This window comes from Micrococcales bacterium, from assembly GCA_016703125.1.
GTDB lineage: Bacteria > Actinomycetota > Actinomycetes > S36-B12 > UBA10799 > JADKAV01.
In genome coordinates, this window is record JADJCR010000003.1 from 393987 (window position 1) to 414442 (window position 20456).

Below are 20456 nucleotides of genomic sequence, written 5' to 3' on the forward strand. Positions count from 1 at the left end.
GCCTCCTGAGGTCCGTTCGAGCGTAGGCCGGTGCCGACCCTGCCGACAACCACCGGACGCTGGTCGGCCCGGCGCTGCGTACCCTGTGAGCCATGGCGATCGAACGAACCCTGATCCTGATCAAGCCCGACGGTGTCGAGCGCGGACTCGTCGGCGAGGTGCTGTCCCGCATCGAACGCAAGGGCTTCACCCTTGTTGCGCTGGAACTGCGCACGCTCGATGTGGTCACCGCGCAGACCCACTACGGCGAACACGAGGGCAAACCGTTCTTCGGCGAGTTGGTGGACTTCATCACCTCCGGGCCGCTGGTGGCCGGGGTCATCGAGGGGGAGGACGCCATCGCCGCGTGGCGGACGATGATGGGGGCCACGAAGCCGGTCGAGGCGACGCCGGGCTCCATCCGGGCCGACCTGGCCACGGAGATGGGGCGCAACATCGTCCACGGATCGGATTCCGAGGCGTCCGCGGCCCGCGAGATCTCCCTGTTCTTCCCCCAGGTGTAGACCCGCCCAGCAATCGGGGCAAACGGCCCCCGGGGTGCCGGACCCCCTACGTACGATGGACGCGCCCGACGGGAGGTCACCTTGGCGATGTTGGCGGACACACGCCCCCGACCGCGCTTGAGCCTCGGACGTGACCTGGCCGTGGACCTCGGTACCTCCCGCACCCGCATCTTCACCCGTGGCGCCGGGGTGGTCCTCGACGAGCCGTCGGTGGTGGCCCTGCGGGGCCCGGACGTGGTGGCCGTGGGCCAAGCGGCCAAGGAGATGACCGGGCGCGCCCCGGCCGAGATCGAGGTGGTCCGACCGGTGCAGCACGCCGTGATCCGCCACTACGACGCGGCCGAACGGATGCTGCGCTTCTTCGTCCAGAACGCCCACGGGCGGTCCCTGCTGAGCCGGCCCCGCTTGGTCGTCAACACCCCTTCGCACCTCACCGGGGTCGAGCAACGCGCTGTACGGGATGCCGCGTACGCCGCGGGGGCCCGGCAGGTCTACCTGGTTCCCACTGCGATCGCCGCCGCGATCGGGGCGCAGGTGCCGATCCACGAGAACCGCGGGCACTTCATCTTGTCCATGGGGGCGGGTTCCACGGACGTCGCGACTATCGCCCTCGGCGGGATCGTGGCCGGCGAGAGCCTGCGCCTGGGTGGGGACGACTTCGACCAGGCGATCATCGACTACCTCGTGGAGCACTTCGACATCCGGGTGGGCCGCGTCAGCGCCGAGGAGGTCAAGATCGCCCTCGGCTCGGCCGTGCCGTTGGACGGGCTGCCCACGATGCCGGTGCGCGGACAGGACACGCGCACCGGCCTGCCCAAGGAGATCGAACTGTCGGCCATGCACGTGCGCAAGGCTTTGCAGCGCCCCCTCGAGGAGTTGATGTCCGCTGTGCGGCGAGTGCTGGACGCCATCCGTGCCGAGGTCGCCGGGGACCTGGTGCGCTCCGGCTTGGTGGCCACCGGAGGGGCGGCCCTGTTGCGGGGACTGCCCGAACGGCTCGAGCACGACCTGGGGGTCCCGGTCCGGCTGGCAGCGGAGCCGGACCTCAGTGTGGTCGACGGCGCCGGCAGGTGCGCGGAGAACATCTCCAGTGTCCGCCGACTGTTGTTGATCGAGCCCGCTCTGTGACGATGACACGCACCCGCAACACCGTTCTCATCCTGGTCGTCGCCTCCCTGGCTCTCATCCTGTGGGACTTGCGCGCCTCCGACACGGCGATCCGTTCCGTCGGCCAGCAGGTCGCCGCCCCCCTGCAGCGCACGGCCACCGCGATGTTCGCACCGCTGGGGAACTGGGCCCACGACGTCCAAGCCTTCGGCGATCCGGGTGCGCGCGCCCTGGCTGCCCGACCGGTCATGGCCGCGATCCCGCCCGGCTGGCGTTCGGCGACCGGACGGGTGGTGGCTGCTGACATCGCCGGGGACCGGGCCACGGTGACCATCGATGTGGGCGCTGAACAGGGCCTGCAGGTGGGCAACGCGGTGCTCGCCGTCGGCGGACTCGTCGGCAGCGTCAGCCAGGTCGCCAGTGGGTCCGCGACGGTGCTGCTCGTCACCGACCCCGAGAGCATGGTCGGGGTGCGGGTCCGCCCCAGCGGCGAGATGGGTGTGGTGACCGGCTCGGGCATGGACCGGGACCTCGGTCTGGACATCCTCAACCCCGCCGCGGAGGTGGCACCCGGTGACGAGGTGGAGACCCTCGGGTCGGTGCAGCGTGCAGGCATCCCGGCCGGCTTGCTGCTGGGCCGCATCACGCAGGTCGACGCCTCGCCCGTGGAATCGGGTCGTTCTGCCACTGTCGCTCCTGTCGCCGGCATGACCACCCTCGAGACCCTCGTGGTCCTCACGGGGCGTCGATGAGTGCGGCGGGTTCCCGGGCCGCCGGGATGCACACGCCGAGGGTCGTCACGGTGGCGGTGGTCGCGGTGCTCACGGCGTTCGTCGTGCAGACCGCCGTGCTTCCCGCGCTCGGCGCATCAGCCGCTGTGCCCGTGGTCCTCGCGACGGTGGTCGTGGTCGGGATGGCGTGGGGACCGGGTCCCGGGGCCGTCGCCGGTTTCGGGGCCGGACTGCTGCTCGACGTGACGGGCTCCGGGGTGCTGGGGATGGCCGCGCTGGTCGGGTGCCTGGCCGGTGTGGCGGCTGCGCGGATCCCCACCGACCGATGGTGGTGGTCGGGGGCCGGCTTGGCAGTGCTGCTCACCATCGCCGGGGCATGGCTGATCGCTGCCGTCAATGCCCTGCTGCACGGCCGCTACCCCGGGTGGAGCCTCGGGTGGCTGTGGGTCGCCGGAGGAGCTGCGGTGTGCCTGGCGATCCTGCTTCCCCTGCGTGGCTGGTTGCGGGAGGTCGTGCGGTGACCCAGCTCGCGACCCCTGCCCGCACGCGTGCGACCGACGGACCGGCCCGCCGTCGGCTGCGCATGCTGCAGGTGGTGATCCTCGCGGTGGGTCTGACCATCGGGGCGCGATTGATCTGGTTGCAGACCGCGCAGGCTCCGGTGTACGCGGCCAAGGCACAACGGGTGCAGACCGACGTCGTGACCGTGCCCGCCGCCCGCGGCAGCATCGTGGATCGCGACGGCCGGATCCTGGCGGGCAACCGGACCAGTCTGCAGGTGGCGGTGCAACCGCCGCTGGACGACGCGACCCTGCAACGCCTGTCCGAACTCGCCGGAACTCCTCGGGGACGCATCCTGGCCCGCACCCTGGTGTGCGGGCAGCAAGGGGCTGAGCCGGGCACGTGCTACCGGGGGGAGCCGGGCGAGCCCGTCCCCGTGCTGACCGACCTCGCCATCCCGCGGGCCCTGGCGATCCGCGACGCCGACCTGCCCGGGGTGATCGTGCAGCAGGCAGCCGTGCGCGACTACCCCTCGCAGGCCAACGCCGCACAACTGCTCGGATACCTCTCCGACGGGCAGGGCCGTTCCGGGCTCGAGGCCCAGTACGACCAGGCGTTGCGCGGGACACCCGGGCAGGCGCGGCGGACGCTGAACCGGGAGGGTGGGTCGGCCACCGACGAGGTCGAACCCGCGCTAGAGGGACAGACCCTGGTCACCACGCTGGACGTGGACACGCAGGTGGTGGCCGAGCGGGCGCTTCGCGAGGCGGTGGCGACCGCTCGCGACGCCGGGTACCGGGCCACCGGTGGCTCGGTGGTCGTCATGGACGTCCGGACCGGTGCCATCCGGGCCTTGGCGTCGTATCCGACCTACGACCCCAACATCTGGACCCGCGGCCTGACCGATGCCCAGTTCGCCTCGCTGACCGACGAGAAGGGTGGCCGGCCGCTGGTGTTCCGGCCCACCCAGGCCCTGATGCCACCGGCGTCCACGTTCAAGCCACTGACGACCGTGGCGGCCGAGGAGGCCGGGTTCCCGCTCGACGGGACCTACGATTGCCCGTCGTCGGTGGTCGTAGGAGGACAGGTCTTCCGCAACTACGAAAGCCGCGCGTACGGCCCGGTGTCCCTGGCGCGCGCACTGTCGGTGTCCTGCGACACCGTGTTCTACCGTTTGGGCTACAAGATGTGGAAGCGAGACGGCGCGCTCGTGGGCGAGGGGGCCCAGGAACACGTCGTGCGCACCGCAAGAGGTTTCGGGCTCGGTTCGGCCACTGGCGTGGACCTGCCGGGGGAGGCCGCGGGTTCGGTGCCGGACCGGGCACAGGTGCTGGCCGAGTACGACCAGCGCCGTGACGACTTCTGCCAGCGCGCCGAACAGGGGTATCCCGAGGAACCGGATCGTGGGCGGGCCCGGCTGCTGAAGGCTTACGCGCGCGATTACTGCCGCTCCGGGTACGAGTACAAGGCCGGCGATGCGATGAACACCGCGATCGGGCAGGGCCGCACTCTCGTGACGCCCTTGCAGATGGCTGCCGCCTACGCCGCGATCGCCAATGGGGGCACCTTGGTGACCCCGCACCTGGGCGCCCGCCTGCAGGGAACGGACGAGACGGACATCGAGCCGGGATCGCGGGGCGTCGCGCCGGCGGACCTGAAGACACTCGCCTACGTGCGGCGAGCGCTGGCCACCACCACCGTGGACGGCACCGCCAGCGGCGCGTTCCTGGGGTTCCCGCTCGCCGAGATCCCCGTGGCCGCCAAGACCGGTACCGCGGAGGTGGCAGGTAAGCAGTCCACGTCGTGGTTCGCGAGTTTCGCCCCGGCCGACAACCCGCAGTACGTCGTGATCGTCAACGTGGATCAGGGCGGCCTGGGGGCGGCGACGTCCGGACCGGTGGCACGTGCGGTCTACGAGGAACTCTTCGGAATCAGCCCGTGAGCGCGTCGCTGGCCCCCACGGTGGTGACCCATGCCGGGCGGCGCTTCGATGCCTGGATCCTGGTCTGCGCGGTGTCGCTGAGCCTCGTGGGCATCGCGATGGTCTACTCCACCACCTGGGTGCGGCTGATCCGCGACGGCGATCCCGGTGGCTACTTCGCCTTCCGGCAGATCCTGTTCGTCATCCTTGGCGCCGTGGCGGCCTGGGTGGTCTACCGGCTGGACAGACCCGCGCTCATGGCATTGGCCGTGTTCGGGTACGCCGCCAGCGTCGCCGGACTCCTGGCGGTCCTCACACCGCTGGGCACGACCATCAACGGCACCCGGGCCTGGCTGACGCTGCCAGGGGGCTTCACCCTGCAGCCCGCGGAGTTCGCGAAGGTCTTCGTGGTGCTGCTCGCGGCCCTGTGGCTCTCGGACCGGCGGGGGATGCGCGGGTTGGACGACCCCCCCGAGCCGCAGGCCGTGGTCGGCGTCCTGGCGGCCACCGGGGTGGTGGCCGGCCTGTTGCTGCTGCAGCCCGATCTGGGGTCGGCCCTGGTGACCGGGGCCGCGGTGCTGGGTGTGCTCTTCGTGGCGGGCGTGCGGGGCCGACTCCTGGTGGCATTGCTGGTGGCAGGCGCCCTCGGGGCGATCGGCGCGTATGCCGTCGGTGTCCTCGACGCCTACCAGGTGGCCCGGTTCACGGCCTTCCTCGATCCGGCTGCGGACCCGCAGGGAGTCGGCTACAACGTCCAGCAGGCGCTCATCGCGATCGGCACCGGCGGCGTGCAGGGTCAGGGCCTGCTCGCCGGGGCGCACACCCAAGGTGCCTTCGTGCCCTACCAGTACACCGACTTCATCTTCTCGGCGGTCGGTGAGGAGCTCGGAATGCTCGGGGGGCTGCTGGTCATCACTGGGTTCCTGGTGCTGTTGCTGCGGGGGGTGTCCGCCGCGCAGCGCGCCGACCGCTTCGGAGCCCTGGTGGCCACCGGCATCGTCTGCTGGCTGGCCGCTCAGGGCTTCGAGAACCTCGGGATGAACGTCGGATTGCTGCCGGTCACCGGCGTGCCCCTGCCGTTCGTCTCCTATGGGGGTTCGAGCGTGATCGCCGCATGGATCGGGGTTGGCCTGCTCCTGCGGGTCTCGCGGCACTGATCCGGCCCGGACCCTGCGTTCGCGCCCCCGGCAGGCCTGCCTCACCCTGGAAGCATGACCCCTGTGGATTTCTACTTCGACCCTGTCTGCCCGTGGGCCTGGATGACCTCCCGCTGGATGCTGGAGGTCGAGCAGGTGCGAGACGTCGAGGTGAACTGGCAGGTCATGTCCCTGTCGGTGCTCAACGAAGGCCGCGACCTGCCGGCGGAGTACCGCGACCTGCTCGACCGGGCCTGGGGCCCTGTGCGCGTCGTGATCGCGGCCGAGCAGGCTCACGGCCCGCAGATCGTCGGTCCCCTGTACACCGCACTGGGCACCGCGATCCACATCGACGCGACGAGCGACTACGACCTTGCCATCGCCAAGGCCCTGGCGGACGTGGGGCTTCCGGCTGACCTCGCCGCGGCGGCGCACACCGACCGCCACGATGAGGCGCTGCGAGCCTCCCACCACCGTGGCATGGCGCCGGTGGGCCAGGACGTCGGCACGCCGGTCATCCACGTGCCGGGACCCGACGGGCAGATGATCGGCTTCTTCGGACCAGTCGTCTCCCCGGCACCCAAGGGTGAGGTGGCCGGGCGGTTGTGGGACGGCGTTCTGGCGGTCGCCGGGACGCCGGGCTTCTTCGAACTCAAGCGCAGCCGGGACGTCGAGCCGATCTTCGACTGACGGCGGTGCGCCCCCGGGGTACGTGAACGGGCCCCGTGCCGCTCGTTTCGTACCCTGAGGGGGTGGAGTCCGTCTATCCCCGGCTGGAGAGAATCCTGCCGCTGGTTCGCAAGCCCATCCAGTACGTGGGCGGTGAGCTGAACGCAACCCTGAAGCCGTGGGATGCGGTAGCGGTGCGGTGGGCGCTGATGTACCCGGACGCCTACGAGGTCGGCCTGCCCAACCAGGGCCTGCAGATCCTGTACGAAGTCCTCAACGAGCGCGACGATGTGCTCGCCGAGCGGACCTACGCCGTCTGGCCGGACATGGAAGCGCTGATGCGCGAGCACGCGATCCCGCAGTTCACCGTCGACTCCCATCGGCCTGTGGCGGCCTTCGACGTGCTGGGGGTGTCCTTCGCCACGGAACTGGGCTACACGAACCTGCTGACCGCGCTGGACCTCGCGGGCATCCCGCTGCACAGTGCCGACCGCACCGACGAGCACCCGCTGGTCATTGCCGGAGGGCACGCCGCGTTCAACCCGGAGCCGATCGCGGACTTCATCGATGTCGCCGTCGTGGGGGACGGTGAGCAGGCGGTGCTCGCGATCTCGGACATCATCGGTGACGCGAAGGCCGCCGGCCGGGCCACGCGCCGGGAGCTGCTGGACGCCATCGCCGCCGCCGGGGTGGCCTACGTCCCGTCGAAGTACGAGGTCTCCTACCTGCCCGATGGGCGCATCCAGCGCGTCACCCCTGCGGATGCAGCCACCCCGTGGCGCGTGGCCAAGCACACCGTCACCGACCTCGACGAGTGGCCGTACCCCAAGGCGCCGCTGGTGCCGCTGGCCGAGACGGTGCACGAGCGGGCCTCGGTGGAGATCTTCCGGGGATGCACGCGGGGGTGCCGGTTCTGCCAGGCCGGCATGATCACCCGGCCAGTGCGGGAGCGGTCGAAGGCCACCGTGGCCGACATGGTCCAGACGTCGCTGGCCGCGACCGGTTTCGAGGAAGCGGGGCTGCTGAGTCTGTCCAGTGCGGATCACTCGGAGATCGGCGACATCGCCAAGGGGCTGGCCGACCTCTACGAGGGCACCAACACCGGCTTATCGCTGCCCTCGACCCGCGTCGATGCGTTCAACATCGACCTGGCCAACGAGTTGTCGCGCAACGGCCGGCGCTCCGGGCTCACGTTCGCCCCGGAGGGCGGCAGCGAACGTATCCGCAAGGTCATCAACAAGATGGTCACGGAGGAGGACCTCATCCGCACGGTGGCAGCTGCGTACGCCGCCGGCTGGCGACAGGTCAAGCTCTACTTCATGTGCGGGCTGCCGACCGAGACCGACGAGGACGTGCTGCAGATCGCCCGGATGGCCAAGGACGTGATCCGCACCGGGCGCGAGGTGTCGGGCCGCAAGGACATCCGCTGCACCGTTTCGATCGGCGGGTTCGTGCCGAAGCCGCACACCCCGTTCCAGTGGGCCGCGCAGCTCGGGTGGCAGCAGACGGACGCCCGTCTGGCGTTGCTGCGCGAGGCCATCCGGTCGGACCGGGAGCTCGGCCGGGCGATCGGTTTCCGCTACCACGACGGCCGGCCCGGCATCGTGGAGGGGCTGCTGGCCCGCGGTGATCGGCGCATCGGTTCGGTCATCGAACAGGTGTGGCGCGACGGCGGCCGGTTCGACGGGTGGAGCGAGTACTTCGACTTCGACCGGTGGATGGCCGCGGCGCAGGCCGTGGGGATCGACGTGGACTGGTACACCACGCGGGAACGCGACCTGACCGAGGTGCTGCCCTGGGACCACATCGACTCCGGCTTGGACAAGGAATGGCTCTGGCAGGACTGGCAGGACGCGCTCGACGAGGTCGAGGTGGAGGACTGCCGGTGGTCTCCGTGCTTCGACTGCGGGGTTTGTGACCAGATGGGCACCGAGATCCAGGTCGGACCCACCGAACGCCCGATCCTGCCCATCGTGGGAGTGTCCTGATGGCCGGGCGCACCCCGGACCGTGAGTACATCCCGCCGGTTCAGACCCTGCAGGTGCGTTACGCCAAGCGCGGTCGGATGCGGTTCGCCTCCCACCGCGACTTCCAGCGGGCGTGGGAGCGTGCATTGCGCCGCACCCGGATCCCCATGGCCTATTCCGCGGGTTTCTCGCCGCATCCCAAGGTGTCGTACGCCGGCGCCGCGCCCACCGGTGCGGCCAGCGAGGCCGAGTTCCTGGAATTCAGCGTGGTGCGGGCCATCGACCCGGATGTCGCCCGGGCGGCTCTCGACGCGGCTCTGCCGGACGGTCTGGACGTGGTGGCCATCGAACCGTCGGCCGGGCCGCTGTCGGACAGGCTGCGTGCGAGCCGCTGGCGGATCGAGTGGTCCGGCGACGTGCGGGCGGCGGTCGCGGCGTTCGGGGCCAGCACCAGCGTCGAGGTCGAACGGATCACCAAGGCCGGGCGGCGCACTATCGACGTGCGGGCACTCTGCTCTGACCTATCGGTGCCGCAGCCCGGGGTGCTCGAGGTCACCGTGGCCCACGCCGAGCCGACGCCGCGGCCTGCCGAGGTGGTGAGCGCCATCCGGTCGGTCTTCCCGGAGTTGCCCGACGAGCCGGTGCTCGCGACCAGGCTGGTCCAGGGCGTGCCCGGTGACACAGGGGTCCGGGCGCCCTTCTGAGCTGACGAAGACGGGTCACCGTGCGTGATCGGGGCTCTACGCAGCGCTCATGTGCGATACTGCCGGTAGTCGGGAGCCGATCGGAGCCCGACCGGTGACCGGATCTGCTGCCCGGGCGCATCGCGCCTTATGTGTGCGGCACACAGTCACCGCCGAATGGAAGCTTTGTGTTCGGTCGCGGCCGAACACCTACGAGTGGGTCCGGAGGATTCGCGCGCGAAGGGCGTAGGAGCCCGCGCGCCGATTCTGAGGACCCGGATCGGGAGTACCCGATGGACGATGAGGTCCAGGACAGCGAGCAGTTCAGCGACGGTGGCGAGCGTGCCCGTCGGCGCCGTCGGGCAGCCGGCCGGCCGGCCGGACCGCCCCAGCCCCACCCGCACGAGGCACCGGAGATCCCGGCGGACGAGGAACCGGTGGTGCAGGTGGACCAGGCGCCGGAGACCCCGGCGAACCAGGTGCCGGAGTCAGCAGAGGGCCAGGTGCCGGAGACCCCGGTGACCGAGCCGCCGGCGCTCGAGGCGCCACAGTCCGATGAGGACGGGTCCCGGGACCTCGTGGTGCCGGACGTGAGCATGACCGACCCCTTCCACGTGGGCCCGCTCGAGTCACAGCCGGAACCCGAGGTCGAGACCGACGAGGTGTTCGAACTCGACGAGGACGAGCCGATCATGGCCACGGCCTTCTTCCTGGCCCCGGAGATCGAAATCGAAGAGGTCGACACCGAACCTGTGCCGGCGCGCTCCCGCCAGCGCGGCAAGAAGAGGCCGCCGCGCGATGACGACGGGGGTCAGGGTGACGCGAAGGCCGAGCCGGCCGCCGAGGCCGAGACCGAGGCGGAGGAGTCCAGCGGTGACGACGAGGGTGCCGGCAGCAAACGTCGTCGTCGTCGGCGCCGCCGTGGCGGGGGCGGGGAGACTGCCGACGAGGAGACTGGTACTAAGGACGAAGTCACGTCGGTGAAGGGCTCCACCCGACTGGAGGCCAAGCGGCAGCGCCGGCGGGAGGGTCGCGATGCCGGCCGTCGCCGTTCCCCCATCGTCACCGAGGCCGAATTCCTCGCCCGCCGGGAGAGCGTCGACCGGGTCATGGTCGTGCGGGGGATGGACGACCGCACCCAGATCGCGGTGCTGGAGGACAAGATCCTCGTGGAGCACTACGTCACCCGCGAACGCAATGCGAGCATGATCGGCAACGTCTACCTGGGCAAGGTGCAGAACGTGCTGCCGTCGATGGAGGCGGCCTTCGTCGATATCGGCCGGGGCCGCAACGCGGTGCTCTACGCTGGCGAGGTGAACTGGGAAGGGGCCGGGCTCGAGGGCCAGCCCAAGCGCATCGAGCTGGCCATGCAGCCTGGCGACACTGTGCTCGTGCAGGTGACCAAGGACCCGGTTGGGCACAAGGGCGCCCGCCTCACCAGTCAGATCTCGCTGCCGGGCCGGTACCTGGTCTATGTGCCCAACGGCAGGATGACCGGCATCAGCCGCAAACTGCCCGACAAGGAGCGCAGCCGGCTCAAGAAGGCGCTGCGCGCGGCCCTGCCCGAGGATGCCGGGGTCATCGTGCGCACCGCGGCGGAGGGTGCCACCGAAGAGCAGTTGGCCTCGGACGTGGCCAGGCTGTCAGCGCAGTGGGAGAGCATCACCGAGAAGACCCAGACGGCCAAGTCGCCGTCGCCGTTGTACTCCGAGCCGGATCTGGCCATCCGCGTGGTGCGCGACATCTTCAACGAGGACTTCAGCGAGTTGATCGTGTCCGGTGCCCAGGCGCAGGACACCATCGAGGAGTACGTGGGCTGGGTGGCCCCGGAACTCAAGGACCGTGTGAAGCGCTGGACCGACGCCGAGGACGTCTTCAGCGCCTACCGGGTCGACGAGCAGATCACGAAGGCGCTCGACCGGAAGGTCCTGCTGCCCAGCGGCGGGTCCCTGGTCATCGACCGGACCGAGGCGATGACCGTGGTCGACGTCAACACCGGTCGCTTCGTGGGGCAGGGAGGCAACCTGGAGGAGACGGTCACGCGCAACAACCTCGAGGCGGCCGAGGAGGTCGTGCGGCAACTGCGCCTGCGCGACGTCGGCGGGATCATCGTCGTGGACTTCATCGACATGGTCCTGGAGTCCAACCGGGACCTGGTCGTCCGGCGGCTCGTGGAGTGCCTGGGCCGTGACCGGACCAAGCACCAGGTCGCTGAGATCACCTCAATGGGGCTCGTGCAGATGACCCGCAAGCGCATCGGTCAGGGCCTGCTCGAGACGTTCAGCGAGCCGTGCGAGCACTGCAACGGCCGCGGCGTGCGGGTTCAGACCGAACCGGTGGGCTCGCGGCGCAGGCGCCCGCCGGGGCCGATCCCGGGGGCGCCGACGAACTCGTCGAAGCCCGAGGACGCACCCGCCGAGCCGGAGGGCGTCGCCGAGAACGGCTGAGGGGGCGCGTTGCCCTGCGGAGGGCGCATCGCGTACCCTGATGAGGTGCGCTTCTCGCGCGCATTCCCTCGTGCCTTGTGCCGGAGGGTCACCATGAACGTTGAAGGAGCTAGGGCGTGTACGCGATCGTGCGGACCAGTGGTCACCAGGAGAAGGTGGCTGTTGGCGATGAGCTGCTGTTGAACCGAGTGACCGGCGAGCCCGGCGCTGCGGTGGAATTGGCCCCCGTCCTGCTCGTCGTCGACGGTGACAACGTGACCTCCGACCCCAGCACGCTGTCGGGCGCGAAGGTCACCGCCGAGGTGGTCGAGCACCGCCGAGGCCCCAAGATCGACATCCAGAAGTACAAGAACAAGACCGGCTACCGCCGCCGCCAGGGTCACCGTCAGGAGCAGACCGTGGTGAAGGTGACCGGCATCGAGTTGGGAGCCTGACCTCATGGCACACAAGAAGGGTGCAGCCAGCACCAGGAACGGCCGCGACTCCAACGCCCAGCGCCTCGGTGTCAAGCGCTTCGGTGGCCAGGAGGTCAACGCCGGCGAGATCCTCGTCCGTCAGCGCGGCACCCACTTCCACCCCGGCGACAACGTCGGCATCGGCAAGGACGACACCCTGTTCGCCCTGACCGCAGGGACCGTGGACTTCGGCACCAAGCGCGGTCGCCGGGTCGTCAACGTCCTGGCCTGAAGCCGTCCGCGGTGACGACTTTCGTTGACCGCGTCCTGATCCACGCATACGCCGGGGACGGCGGCCACGGGTGCGCCTCGATCCACCGCGAGAAGTTCAAACCCCTCGGTGGGCCTGATGGCGGCAATGGTGGCCGCGGTGGCGACGTGGTGCTCCTGGTCGATCCCAATGTGAACAGCCTGCTGGACGTGCATCATCATCCCCACCGGCGAGCCGGTAGCGGTCAGCCCGGACAGGGTGGGCACCGCAACGGCGCGTGGGGCGGCGACCTGGTGGTGCCGGTACCGCCGGGCACCGTGGTCCAGACGCCGGCCGGCGATGTGCTCGCGGATCTGCTGGCGCCGGGCGAGCGTTTCGTGCTGGCGGCCGGGGGCCATGGCGGTCTGGGGAATGCTTCGCTGGCGAGTCGCCGGCGCAAGGCGCCAGGTTTCGCGCTGCTGGGTGAACCGGGCGAGCAGACCGACGCGGTCCTCGAACTCAAGACGGTGGCCGACGTCGGTCTCATCGGCTATCCGAGTGCGGGCAAGTCGAGTCTGGTCTCCGCGTTGTCCGCTGCGAAGCCCAAGGTGGCCGACTACCCGTTCACGACGCTGACCCCCCACCTGGGGGTGGTGTCGATCGCGGGCACGACCTTCACCGTCGCCGACGTCCCCGGACTGATCCCCGGTGCCAGCCAGGGCAAGGGCCTCGGGCACGAGTTCCTGCGCCACGTGCAGCGGTGCAGTGCCCTGGTCCACGTGCTGGACTGCGCGACGTTCGAGAGCGACCGCGACCCGGTGGCCGATCTCGAGGTCATCGAGCAGGAACTCCTCGCCTTCGACCCGGAACTGGCGGGACGTCCCCGACTGGTGGCTTTGAACAAGGTCGACGTCCCGGACGGCCGGGAGATGGCCGATATGGTGGCGGATTCCCTGCGCGAGCGTGGCTACGAAGTCCATCCCATCTCCGCGGTCACGCACGAAGGGCTGCCGGCGCTGACGTATGCGATGTTGCGCCTGGTGCTCGCAGACCGTGCCCTGCGTCCCGAACCCGAGGCCCGGGTGGTACTGCGCCCGCAGCCCGTCACGGGTCCCGACTTCGACGTGCGCACGCAGGGGGAGGCCTTCCGGGTGTTGGGCACCAAGCCGCACCGCTGGGTACGGCAGACCGACTTCAGCAACGAGGAGGCGGTGCGCTACCTGGCTGACCGGCTGGCCAAACTCGGGGTGGAGGACCGGCTGGCCGAACTCGGCGCCGTCGAAGGGTCGACCGTGATCATCGGCCCGGAGGACGACGCGGTGGTCTTCGACTGGGTTCCCTCGGTGGACCGGGTGGTTGCCGAGGAGGACGAACAGTGATGGACGCCCGGGCGCGCATCGCGCAATCTTCCCGGCTCGTGGTCAAGATCGGCTCGTCCTCACTGACCGATGCCGCCGGTGGGCTGCACCAGCAGCACCTCGACCAGTTGGTGGCGGCGCTGGTCCGCAACGTGCGGGCAGGCGTGCAGTTGATCCTCGTGTCATCGGGATCCATCGCAGCCGGGACACCGGCCCTGGGTCTGACGAAGCCGCCGCGGGACCTCGCCACGCAGAAGGCTGCGGCCAGTGTGGGCCAAGGCATCCTGCTGGCGCACTACACCGCGCAGTTCGGGGAGCACGGCATCCGTGTGGGGCAGATCCTGCTCACCGCCGAGGACCTCATCCGGCGCACCCACTACCGCAATGCCCAGCGCACCCTGGGCCGGCTGCTGGAACTCGGCGTGCTGCCCATCGTCAACGAGAACGACACTGTGGCGACCGACGAGATCCGGTTCGGGGACAACGATCGGCTCGCCGCGCTGGTGGCCCACGTCGTGCAAGCCGACGGCCTGGTGCTGCTCACCGACATCGACGGCGTGTACGATCGCCCCCGTCCCAGGCGGGTGCATCTCACATCCAGACCGTGACCGGTGCGCAGGACCTGGCTGGCGTGAGTCTCGGGGGCCAGGGGTCCGGGATCGGCCGGGGCGGCATGGCCACCAAGGTGCAGGCCGCGCTCATGGCCAGCGAGGCGGGGATCCCGGTCGTGCTGACCTGCGCCGACCAGGTCTCCCAGGCGCTGCTCGGCGAGGTGACCGGGACCGTGTTCGAGCCGTCGGGTAGGCGCCGTTCACCGCGTCAGATGTGGCTGGCACATGCGACGACAGCGCGTGGCGCCGTCCAGATCGACGCCGGTGCGGTGAGGGCCCTGCGTCAGCGTCAGGCCTCGCTGCTCGCGGCTGGCGTCGTGGGGGTGTCGGGAGGGTTCGTGGCCGGGGAACCGGTGGACATCGTGGGTCCCGACGACGCAGTCGTCGCCCGCGGCCTGGTCGGTTACGACGCCGCTGAGTTCGACCGCCTGGTGGGGCGCACCACCGCCCAGTTGATCGCGGAGTTCGGCCCGGACTACGAACGGGAGATCGTGCACCGCGACGACCTCGTGCTGCTGTGAAGTACCGCTGACCCGTGGCGCTGCGTACGCGAGTCTTGAGAGACTGAGCCCATGAGTCATGCCTCGGCTGAAGAAGTCCGCGCCGTCGGGATGCGGGCGCGTGCCGCATCCGCCACCCTGCGCACCCTGCACCGCGATCAGAAGGACGCCGGACTGACTGCCATCGCCGACGCGCTGCAGGCCCGTTCGGCACAGATCATCGGGGCCAACGACGCCGACGTGGAGGCGGCGCGCGCAGCGGGTACGGATCCGGGCATCATCGACCGGCTCACACTGACCGAACAGCGGCTGGCCGACATCGCGCAAGCAGTGCGTCAGGTGGCGGCTCTGCCGGACCCGGTGGGCGACGTCCTGCGCGGATACACGCTGCCCAACGGCTTGCGGGTGCGGCAGGTGCGCGTGCCGCTCGGGGTCATCGGGATGATCTACGAGGCCCGGCCCAATGTCACGGTGGACGCCGCGGCGCTGTGCCTGAAGAGCGGCAACGCAGTGCTGCTGCGCGGATCGGCCAGTGCCGCCCACAGCAACCAGGTCCTCATCGAGGTCATGCGGGAGGCGTTGGCAGGGACGGACGTCCCGCGTGATGCGATCTGCCAGGTACCCGGTCTCACGCATGAGAGCGTGGAGCACCTCACCCGGTCCCGCGGCATCGTCGACGTGGTCATCCCCCGCGGCGGAGCTGGTCTGATCCAGGCCGTGGTGCGCAACAGCCTGGTGCCGGTGATCGAGACCGGTGTGGGTAACTGCCACGTCTACCTGCATGAGGACGCCCCGCTGGACCGTGCGGTGGAGATCGTGGTCAACTCCAAGACGCACCGGGTCAGCGTGTGCAACGCGGCGGAGACCCTGCTGGTCCATCAGGGAGCCGCTGACCGGCTGCTGCCGGCCGTGCTCGCCGCGCTCAAGGACCGCGGCGTCACGGTGCACGGGGACGAAGCGGCAGCGCCGTACGCCGCGCAGGTGGGCATCCCCTTCCGCCCGGTCAACGATCACGACTGGGCCGAGGAGTTCCTGACCCTGGACATCGCTGTGGGGGTGGTGCCGGACCTGGAGGCGGCAATCGACCACATCGCGCGCTGGAGCAGTGGCCACACGGAGGCGATCGTGACCGACTCCGTGTCCGCGGCCACGCGGTTCGGGGACGCGGTGGATTCCGCGGCGGTGATGGTGAACGCCTCGACCCGGTTCACCGACGGCGAGCAGCTGGGCTTCGGCGCCGAGATCGGGATCTCCACGCAGAAACTGCATGCCCGCGGGCCGATGGGGCTCACGGAACTGACCTCCACGAAGTTCGTCGTCGAAGGTGACGGGCACGTTCGCGCCTGAGCCGGGGGCACTGGGTAGAGTGCCTGCATGGGAAACGCGGTCGTGGTTCTGAGCAACGTCCTGGCCAATACGGAGGGTGAGGAGGGGGAGGCGGCCCACGCTTCGCCGTACGCCTACGGCGCGGTCGCCCTGATCGTGCTCCTGCTCCTGCTGTTCCTCGTCACACGCATCAACGTCGACCGCTGACAATGGCTGCGCGCCGCAGGATCGGCGTCATGGGAGGGACCTTCGACCCGATCCACATCGGACATCTCGCGGCGGCTGCACACGTCCAGCACCACCTGGCCCTCGACGAGGTGGTGCTCGTTCCCACCGGACAGCCCTGGCAGAAGTAGGACCGGTCGGTGACGGATGCGGAGCACAGGTACGTCATGGCGGTCCTTGCCACCGATCGCACCTCCTTCCGGGTCAGCCGGGTGGACATCGACCGGCAGGGACCGACCTTCACCGTGGACACCCTGCGCGACCTGCACCGCGAGTACCACCCGGCCGATCTGTTCTTCATCATGGGATCGGACGCCCTGTCCGGAGTTGCGACATGGCGGGACCCGGATGCCGTCCTCGAGCTGGCGCATATTGTGGGGGTGACCCGCCCGGGCCATCCGAGCAGCAACAATCTGCCCCACGGGGCTGCGACCCTTCTGGAGATACCGAGTTTGGACGTCTCATCGACGATGTGCCGTGAACGTCTCCAGCGCGGACAGCCCATCGACTTCCTGGTCCCGGCGCCGGTGGTCGACTACATCCGCAAGCAACAGCTCTATCGCTGATGCACAGACGAGCCGACGCCTCGGTAGCCCTCCTGCTGGTCGTCATCGCGGCGACGGTGGGGATTCTCGTCTCCCGTCAGCAGCCCGTCGTGCCCCCGCCGGACGACCCGCCGGGGCCCGCCCCTCGCACCCTGCTGGTCCAACTGCGCGACTCCCGGCTCCTTGCTCAGGGGTCCGTAATCATGGGGGTCGAGAAGGACTCGCGCCTGGCGAACCTGTGGTGGACCGGGCAGTGGTGGATCGACCAGATCGGCGTTCAGGAGGTCAGCGCCGCGGAACTCGGTCGCAAACCCGTGCCGTACCTCGTGGACACTGTCCAGAACCAGTTGGGGGTCCGGGTCGATGATGCCTGGGTGCTCGACCGGCTCGCGTTCGCCGGCCTCGTGGACGCGGTGTCCGGGGTCCGGCTGGAGATTCCGCAGGTGACCGTCTACGTCACGGACGATGACACCACGGCCGTGCTGCCTGCCGGGATGCGCACGTTGGCGGGTGCGCAGGCCGCCGATTACGTCCTCGACGCATCGCTGGTCGACGAGCAGGCGAGATTGCAGCGGTTCCAAGCGGTGTGGGATCAGATCGTTCGACGGTTCCCGACCGATCCGGACAAGGCCCGGACCCTGGTGGTCTCCCTCGGCGCATTGTCGAAAGCCACGATGCCGGCCGAGCAGCTCGCAGTCCTCCTCGCCGACGCCCACGACCTGCGGATCACCGGGGACTACGACGAGGTCCAGGTCGCCCTCGACGGGCAGAACGCCGTGCGTGTTCGACCGGCACAGGGAGTGCGCCGGGCCTACGCCCTCGACCCCTTCGCGACCGCCCGGCGCCTGAGCCGGGTCTTCGACGGGTTCGCCGGCCCCGACGAGCCAGTGGCCCGCGTCGCGTCGGTGGTGATCCGTAGCGAGGCGGTTCCTGAGATCCGCTCGCAGCTGAGCACCCGGTCCTGGCGCTCGGCCTGGGGGGGCCGCGCTATCACGAGTTCGACGACGGTGACGGTCGACCCGTCCGTGCCCGCTGCGCAGGTGGTGACCTTGGAACAGGCGCTGGGGATCACCCCGGGGAAGGATCCTGTCCCGCTGGCCGAGGCCAGGGTGGCCGTGGCTGCTGATGCCGCCGACCCTGTGGGATCGTGAGGTCGTGACAATCGCTGCTGACACCAGGGTCCGGGTGGAGCGCGCCGCACAGGCGGCGTTCGGCAAGAAGGCTGCAGATGTGGTGGCCCTCGATGTCAGCGACCACCTGGCCCTCACCGACGCCTTCCTCATCTGCACGGGCGGCAACGAGCGGCAAGTCGACGCGATCGTCGACGGCGTCGAGGACGCCTTCGACGAACCGCCGGTGCGCCGCGAAGGCCAAGGCAAGGGCCGGTGGGTGCTGCTGGACTTCGGGGACTTCGTGGTGCATGTGCAGCATGCCGACGAGCGGGCCTTCTACGACCTGGAACGACTCTGGAAGGATTGCCCGGTCATCGAGGTGTCCGATGTCTGATCCACCTCGCCGGCTGGTGCTGTGGCGGCACGGGCGCACGGCCTGGAACCTCGAGCACCGGTTCCAGGGTCAGACGGACGTGCCCCTTGACGGTGTGGGGCGCAAACAGGCGCAGGCGGCCGCGCGCCTGCTCATCGCTTTGCGGCCGCAGCACATCGTGAGCAGTGACCTCAGCCGGGCGCGTGACACCGCGGCCGCCCTGGCCGCGCGCTGTGGACTCGAGGTGGCCACCGACCCTCGGCTGCGGGAGACCGATGGCGGCTCCTGGGAGGGGCGGCAGCGGGAGGAACTCCTGCGCACCGATCCGGACGCCTACCGCTCCTGGCTGGCCGGGGAGCCGGTGCGGCCCGGTGGCGACGGGGAGGCGCGGGCCGACGTGGGGGACAGGGTGATGGCGGCGGTGCAGGATGCGCTGGTGGGCGCGGACCCCGGCCGCACAGTCGTCGTCGTGACCCACGGTGGCGCTGCCCGCGCGGTCCTGGCCCCCCTGCTCAACCGGCCGTTCGAGCAACTGCGGTTCTTCGGGGTGATGCGGAACGCGGCCTGGAGCGTGTTCCTGGAAACTCCCGACGCGCAGACGCCGTGGAGCGTGCTGGAGTACAACGCCCGCTCGCTGCCGGAGCCGGCGGCGGCCGACGACTAGCAGGGACGTCGGCTAACTGCTGATGTAGGCCTGCAGGGCGTCGCGCTCGGTCTCCAGTTCGGCCAGGCGGGACTTGACGACGTCCCCGATGCTGACGATCCCGATCAGTTCCTCGTCGACGATGACGGGGATGTGCCGGACCCGCTTCTGCGTCATCAGCCCCATCAATTCGGCGGTCGTGGCGCTCGGGTCACAGGTGACCACCACGGCGGTCATGATCTCGCGCACAGGGCGTTGCAGTGCCTCGGATCCGTGCGAGTGGGCAGCCCGGGCCACATCCCGCTCGGAGACGATTCCGGTGACGTGGCGGCCGTCCTCGCTGACCACCGCCGCACCGATCTGGTGCTGGGCGAGTAGCGCCAGCAGGTCGCTCACGGAGGCGTCGGGCGGCACTGTGGCCACGAAGTCGCCCTTGGTCGTCAGGATGCTCGAGATCTTCATGCCGGTCCTTCCACGCCGCTTGGCCATATCGTGCCGTGAAAGGCGGTCCCGTGTCATCCCTGTGCCTGATGCCGGGTGGGGGACGGCGATTCTGTCGGGTACAGTTGTGGGGGTCGAGGGGCTATAGCTCAGCTGGTAGAGCACTTGCATGGCATGCAAGGGGTCTGGGGTTCGAGTCCCCATAGCTCCACTGAACCCCCGGGTGATCCTCGGGGGTTTTTCATTCCTCCGTGGAGATGGCGAGGGGGTCCGGTACCGGTGAGGGTGCTCGTCGTCGGCGACTCGCTGACCTTCCACGGGCCCGACCAGGCACACCCGCCCGGTGACCCCCGACTGTGGCCCAATCTGCTGGCCGCCGACCTCGGTGGCGACGTCGATGTCGCTGCGGGAGTGGGTTGGACTGCGCGCGAGGCCTGGTGGGCGCTCACCCGGGATCCGAAACTCTGGGGCGAGTACTTGCCGCGGGCGCAGGCCCTGGTGATCGCGGTGGGCGGCATGGATGCGCTGCCGGCTGCGATCCCGACCTATTTGCGGCAGGGGATCTCGTACATCCGGCCGGGCTGGCTGCGGCGCCGCGTGCGTGGGGTGTACACGGGGTTCTCGCCGCGGGTGATGGCGGCGCTCGGCGGGCCGCTGCGGCAACTCCCGCAGAGCGCCACCGATCACTACCTGTCCCGGATCGTGCAGGCCGTACGAACCTGGTACCCCGACCTGCCGATCCTGCTGCTGACGCCAAGCCCCCACGACTCGTCCTTGTACCCGACATTGCGCTTCCACCCCACAGCCGTCGCCGCGGCCCGGCGCTGGGCGCAGGCGCACGACGTGGTCCTCGTCGACATCGAGCAGGCCGCGCAACGCGGGCTGGACAACGGCTGGGTGAATGCCGACGGCATGCACTGGGGCTGGCAGACGCACGCCGAGATCGCCGGGATGGTCTCCGAGGCGCTGCGCGCGGCCTCGGTACCCTGATACCGGGCCCTGTGGGTCCGCA

General features: G+C 70.0%; 20 protein-coding genes, 1 tRNA gene and 2 pseudogenes. 22 read left to right on the forward strand and 1 reads right to left on the reverse strand.

Features of this window, described 5'->3' with window-relative positions:
- The first annotated feature begins 92 nt into the window (after positions 1 to 92).
- From ndk to IPG68_06335, 20 genes and pseudogenes are all read left to right on the forward strand, one after another.
- Complete coding sequence (gene ndk, locus IPG68_06240) at positions 93 to 503, forward strand: nucleoside-diphosphate kinase (protein ID MBK6762887.1); 411 nt, start codon at positions 93 to 95, stop codon at positions 501 to 503.
- Between the two features lie 87 nt (positions 504 to 590).
- Positions 591 to 1631 carry a rod shape-determining protein gene (locus IPG68_06245; GenBank protein ID MBK6762888.1) on the forward strand — a complete coding sequence of 347 codons (1041 nt, stop codon included), beginning with the start codon at positions 591 to 593 and terminating at the stop codon, positions 1629 to 1631.
- Between the two features lie 2 nt (positions 1632 to 1633).
- A complete protein-coding gene (locus IPG68_06250; protein MBK6762889.1) occupies positions 1634 to 2362 on the forward strand; it encodes a rod shape-determining protein MreC in 729 nt (242 codons plus the stop codon).
- Complete coding sequence (gene mreD, locus IPG68_06255) at positions 2359 to 2862, forward strand: rod shape-determining protein MreD (GenBank protein MBK6762890.1); 504 nt, start codon at positions 2359 to 2361, stop codon at positions 2860 to 2862. Before IPG68_06250 ends, mreD begins: the two co-directional genes overlap by 4 nt.
- Positions 2859 to 4784, forward strand: coding sequence for a penicillin-binding protein 2 (locus IPG68_06260; GenBank protein ID MBK6762891.1), 1926 nt, complete (start codon positions 2859 to 2861; stop codon positions 4782 to 4784). Before mreD ends, IPG68_06260 begins: the two co-directional genes overlap by 4 nt.
- A gap of 98 nt (positions 4785 to 4882) precedes the next feature.
- Positions 4883 to 5920 carry a rod shape-determining protein RodA gene (locus IPG68_06265; GenBank protein ID MBK6762892.1) on the forward strand — a complete coding sequence of 346 codons (1038 nt, stop codon included), beginning with the start codon at positions 4883 to 4885 and terminating at the stop codon, positions 5918 to 5920.
- Positions 5921 to 5974: 54 nt separating this feature from the next.
- Positions 5975 to 6589, forward strand: a complete 615-nt coding sequence (locus IPG68_06270) for a disulfide bond formation protein DsbA (protein ID MBK6762893.1) — start codon at positions 5975 to 5977, stop codon at positions 6587 to 6589.
- Positions 6590 to 6651: 62 nt separating this feature from the next.
- On the forward strand, positions 6652 to 8556 hold the full coding sequence (locus IPG68_06275) for a TIGR03960 family B12-binding radical SAM protein (GenBank protein MBK6762894.1): 1905 nt from the start codon (positions 6652 to 6654) through the stop codon (positions 8554 to 8556).
- 53 nt (positions 8557 to 8609) lie between these two features.
- Positions 8610 to 9239: a DUF2344 domain-containing protein gene (locus IPG68_06280; GenBank protein MBK6762895.1), complete on the forward strand. Its 630-nt coding sequence runs from the start codon at positions 8610 to 8612 to the stop codon at positions 9237 to 9239.
- Positions 9240 to 9511: 272 nt separating this feature from the next.
- Positions 9512 to 11665 (forward strand): Rne/Rng family ribonuclease, encoded by a 2154-nt coding sequence (locus IPG68_06285; GenBank protein MBK6762896.1) that lies wholly within the window; start codon positions 9512 to 9514, stop codon positions 11663 to 11665.
- Positions 11666 to 11781: 116 nt separating this feature from the next.
- Complete coding sequence (gene rplU / locus IPG68_06290) at positions 11782 to 12099, forward strand: 50S ribosomal protein L21 (GenBank protein MBK6762897.1); 318 nt, start codon at positions 11782 to 11784, stop codon at positions 12097 to 12099.
- Between the two features lie 4 nt (positions 12100 to 12103).
- On the forward strand, positions 12104 to 12352 hold the full coding sequence (gene rpmA / locus IPG68_06295) for a 50S ribosomal protein L27 (GenBank protein ID MBK6762898.1): 249 nt from the start codon (positions 12104 to 12106) through the stop codon (positions 12350 to 12352).
- Between the two features lie 11 nt (positions 12353 to 12363).
- Positions 12364 to 13689: a GTPase ObgE gene (obgE, locus tag IPG68_06300; GenBank protein ID MBK6762899.1), complete on the forward strand. Its 1326-nt coding sequence runs from the start codon at positions 12364 to 12366 to the stop codon at positions 13687 to 13689.
- A pseudogene (locus IPG68_06305) lies at positions 13689 to 14800 on the forward strand (glutamate 5-kinase). The gene obgE and the pseudogene IPG68_06305 overlap by 1 nt, the downstream one beginning before the upstream one ends.
- A 51-nt stretch (positions 14801 to 14851) precedes the next feature.
- The gene (locus IPG68_06310; GenBank protein ID MBK6762900.1) at positions 14852 to 16126 is read left to right on the forward strand and encodes a glutamate-5-semialdehyde dehydrogenase; all 1275 of its coding nucleotides are present in this window, start codon (positions 14852 to 14854) and stop codon (positions 16124 to 16126) included.
- A 27-nt stretch (positions 16127 to 16153) separates the two neighbouring features.
- Positions 16154 to 16312, forward strand: a complete 159-nt coding sequence (locus IPG68_06315; GenBank protein MBK6762901.1) for a hypothetical protein — start codon at positions 16154 to 16156, stop codon at positions 16310 to 16312.
- Between the two features lie 29 nt (positions 16313 to 16341).
- A pseudogene (locus tag IPG68_06320) lies at positions 16342 to 16896 on the forward strand (nicotinate-nucleotide adenylyltransferase).
- Positions 16896 to 18026: an LCP family protein gene (locus IPG68_06325; GenBank protein MBK6762902.1), complete on the forward strand. Its 1131-nt coding sequence runs from the start codon at positions 16896 to 16898 to the stop codon at positions 18024 to 18026. The pseudogene IPG68_06320 and the gene IPG68_06325 overlap by 1 nt, the downstream one beginning before the upstream one ends.
- Positions 18001 to 18381 carry a ribosome silencing factor gene (gene rsfS / locus IPG68_06330; protein ID MBK6762903.1) on the forward strand — a complete coding sequence of 127 codons (381 nt, stop codon included), beginning with the start codon at positions 18001 to 18003 and terminating at the stop codon, positions 18379 to 18381. The genes IPG68_06325 and rsfS overlap by 26 nt, the downstream gene beginning before the upstream one ends.
- On the forward strand, positions 18374 to 19024 hold the full coding sequence (locus IPG68_06335; protein MBK6762904.1) for a histidine phosphatase family protein: 651 nt from the start codon (positions 18374 to 18376) through the stop codon (positions 19022 to 19024). The genes rsfS and IPG68_06335 overlap by 8 nt, the downstream gene beginning before the upstream one ends.
- A 12-nt stretch (positions 19025 to 19036) precedes the next feature.
- Here IPG68_06335 and IPG68_06340 read toward each other — a convergent pair whose 3' ends face one another.
- Entirely contained in the window at positions 19037 to 19465 is a 429-nt protein-coding gene (locus IPG68_06340; GenBank protein MBK6762905.1) for a CBS domain-containing protein, read from the reverse strand.
- Between the two features lie 117 nt (positions 19466 to 19582).
- Between IPG68_06340 and IPG68_06345 the strand changes: the two genes are divergently transcribed.
- A tRNA-Ala gene (locus IPG68_06345) sits at positions 19583 to 19655 on the forward strand.
- A gap of 68 nt (positions 19656 to 19723) precedes the next feature.
- Positions 19724 to 20434, forward strand: a complete 711-nt coding sequence (locus IPG68_06350; GenBank protein MBK6762906.1) for an SGNH/GDSL hydrolase family protein — start codon at positions 19724 to 19726, stop codon at positions 20432 to 20434.
- The last annotated feature ends 22 nt before the right edge of the window (positions 20435 to 20456 follow it).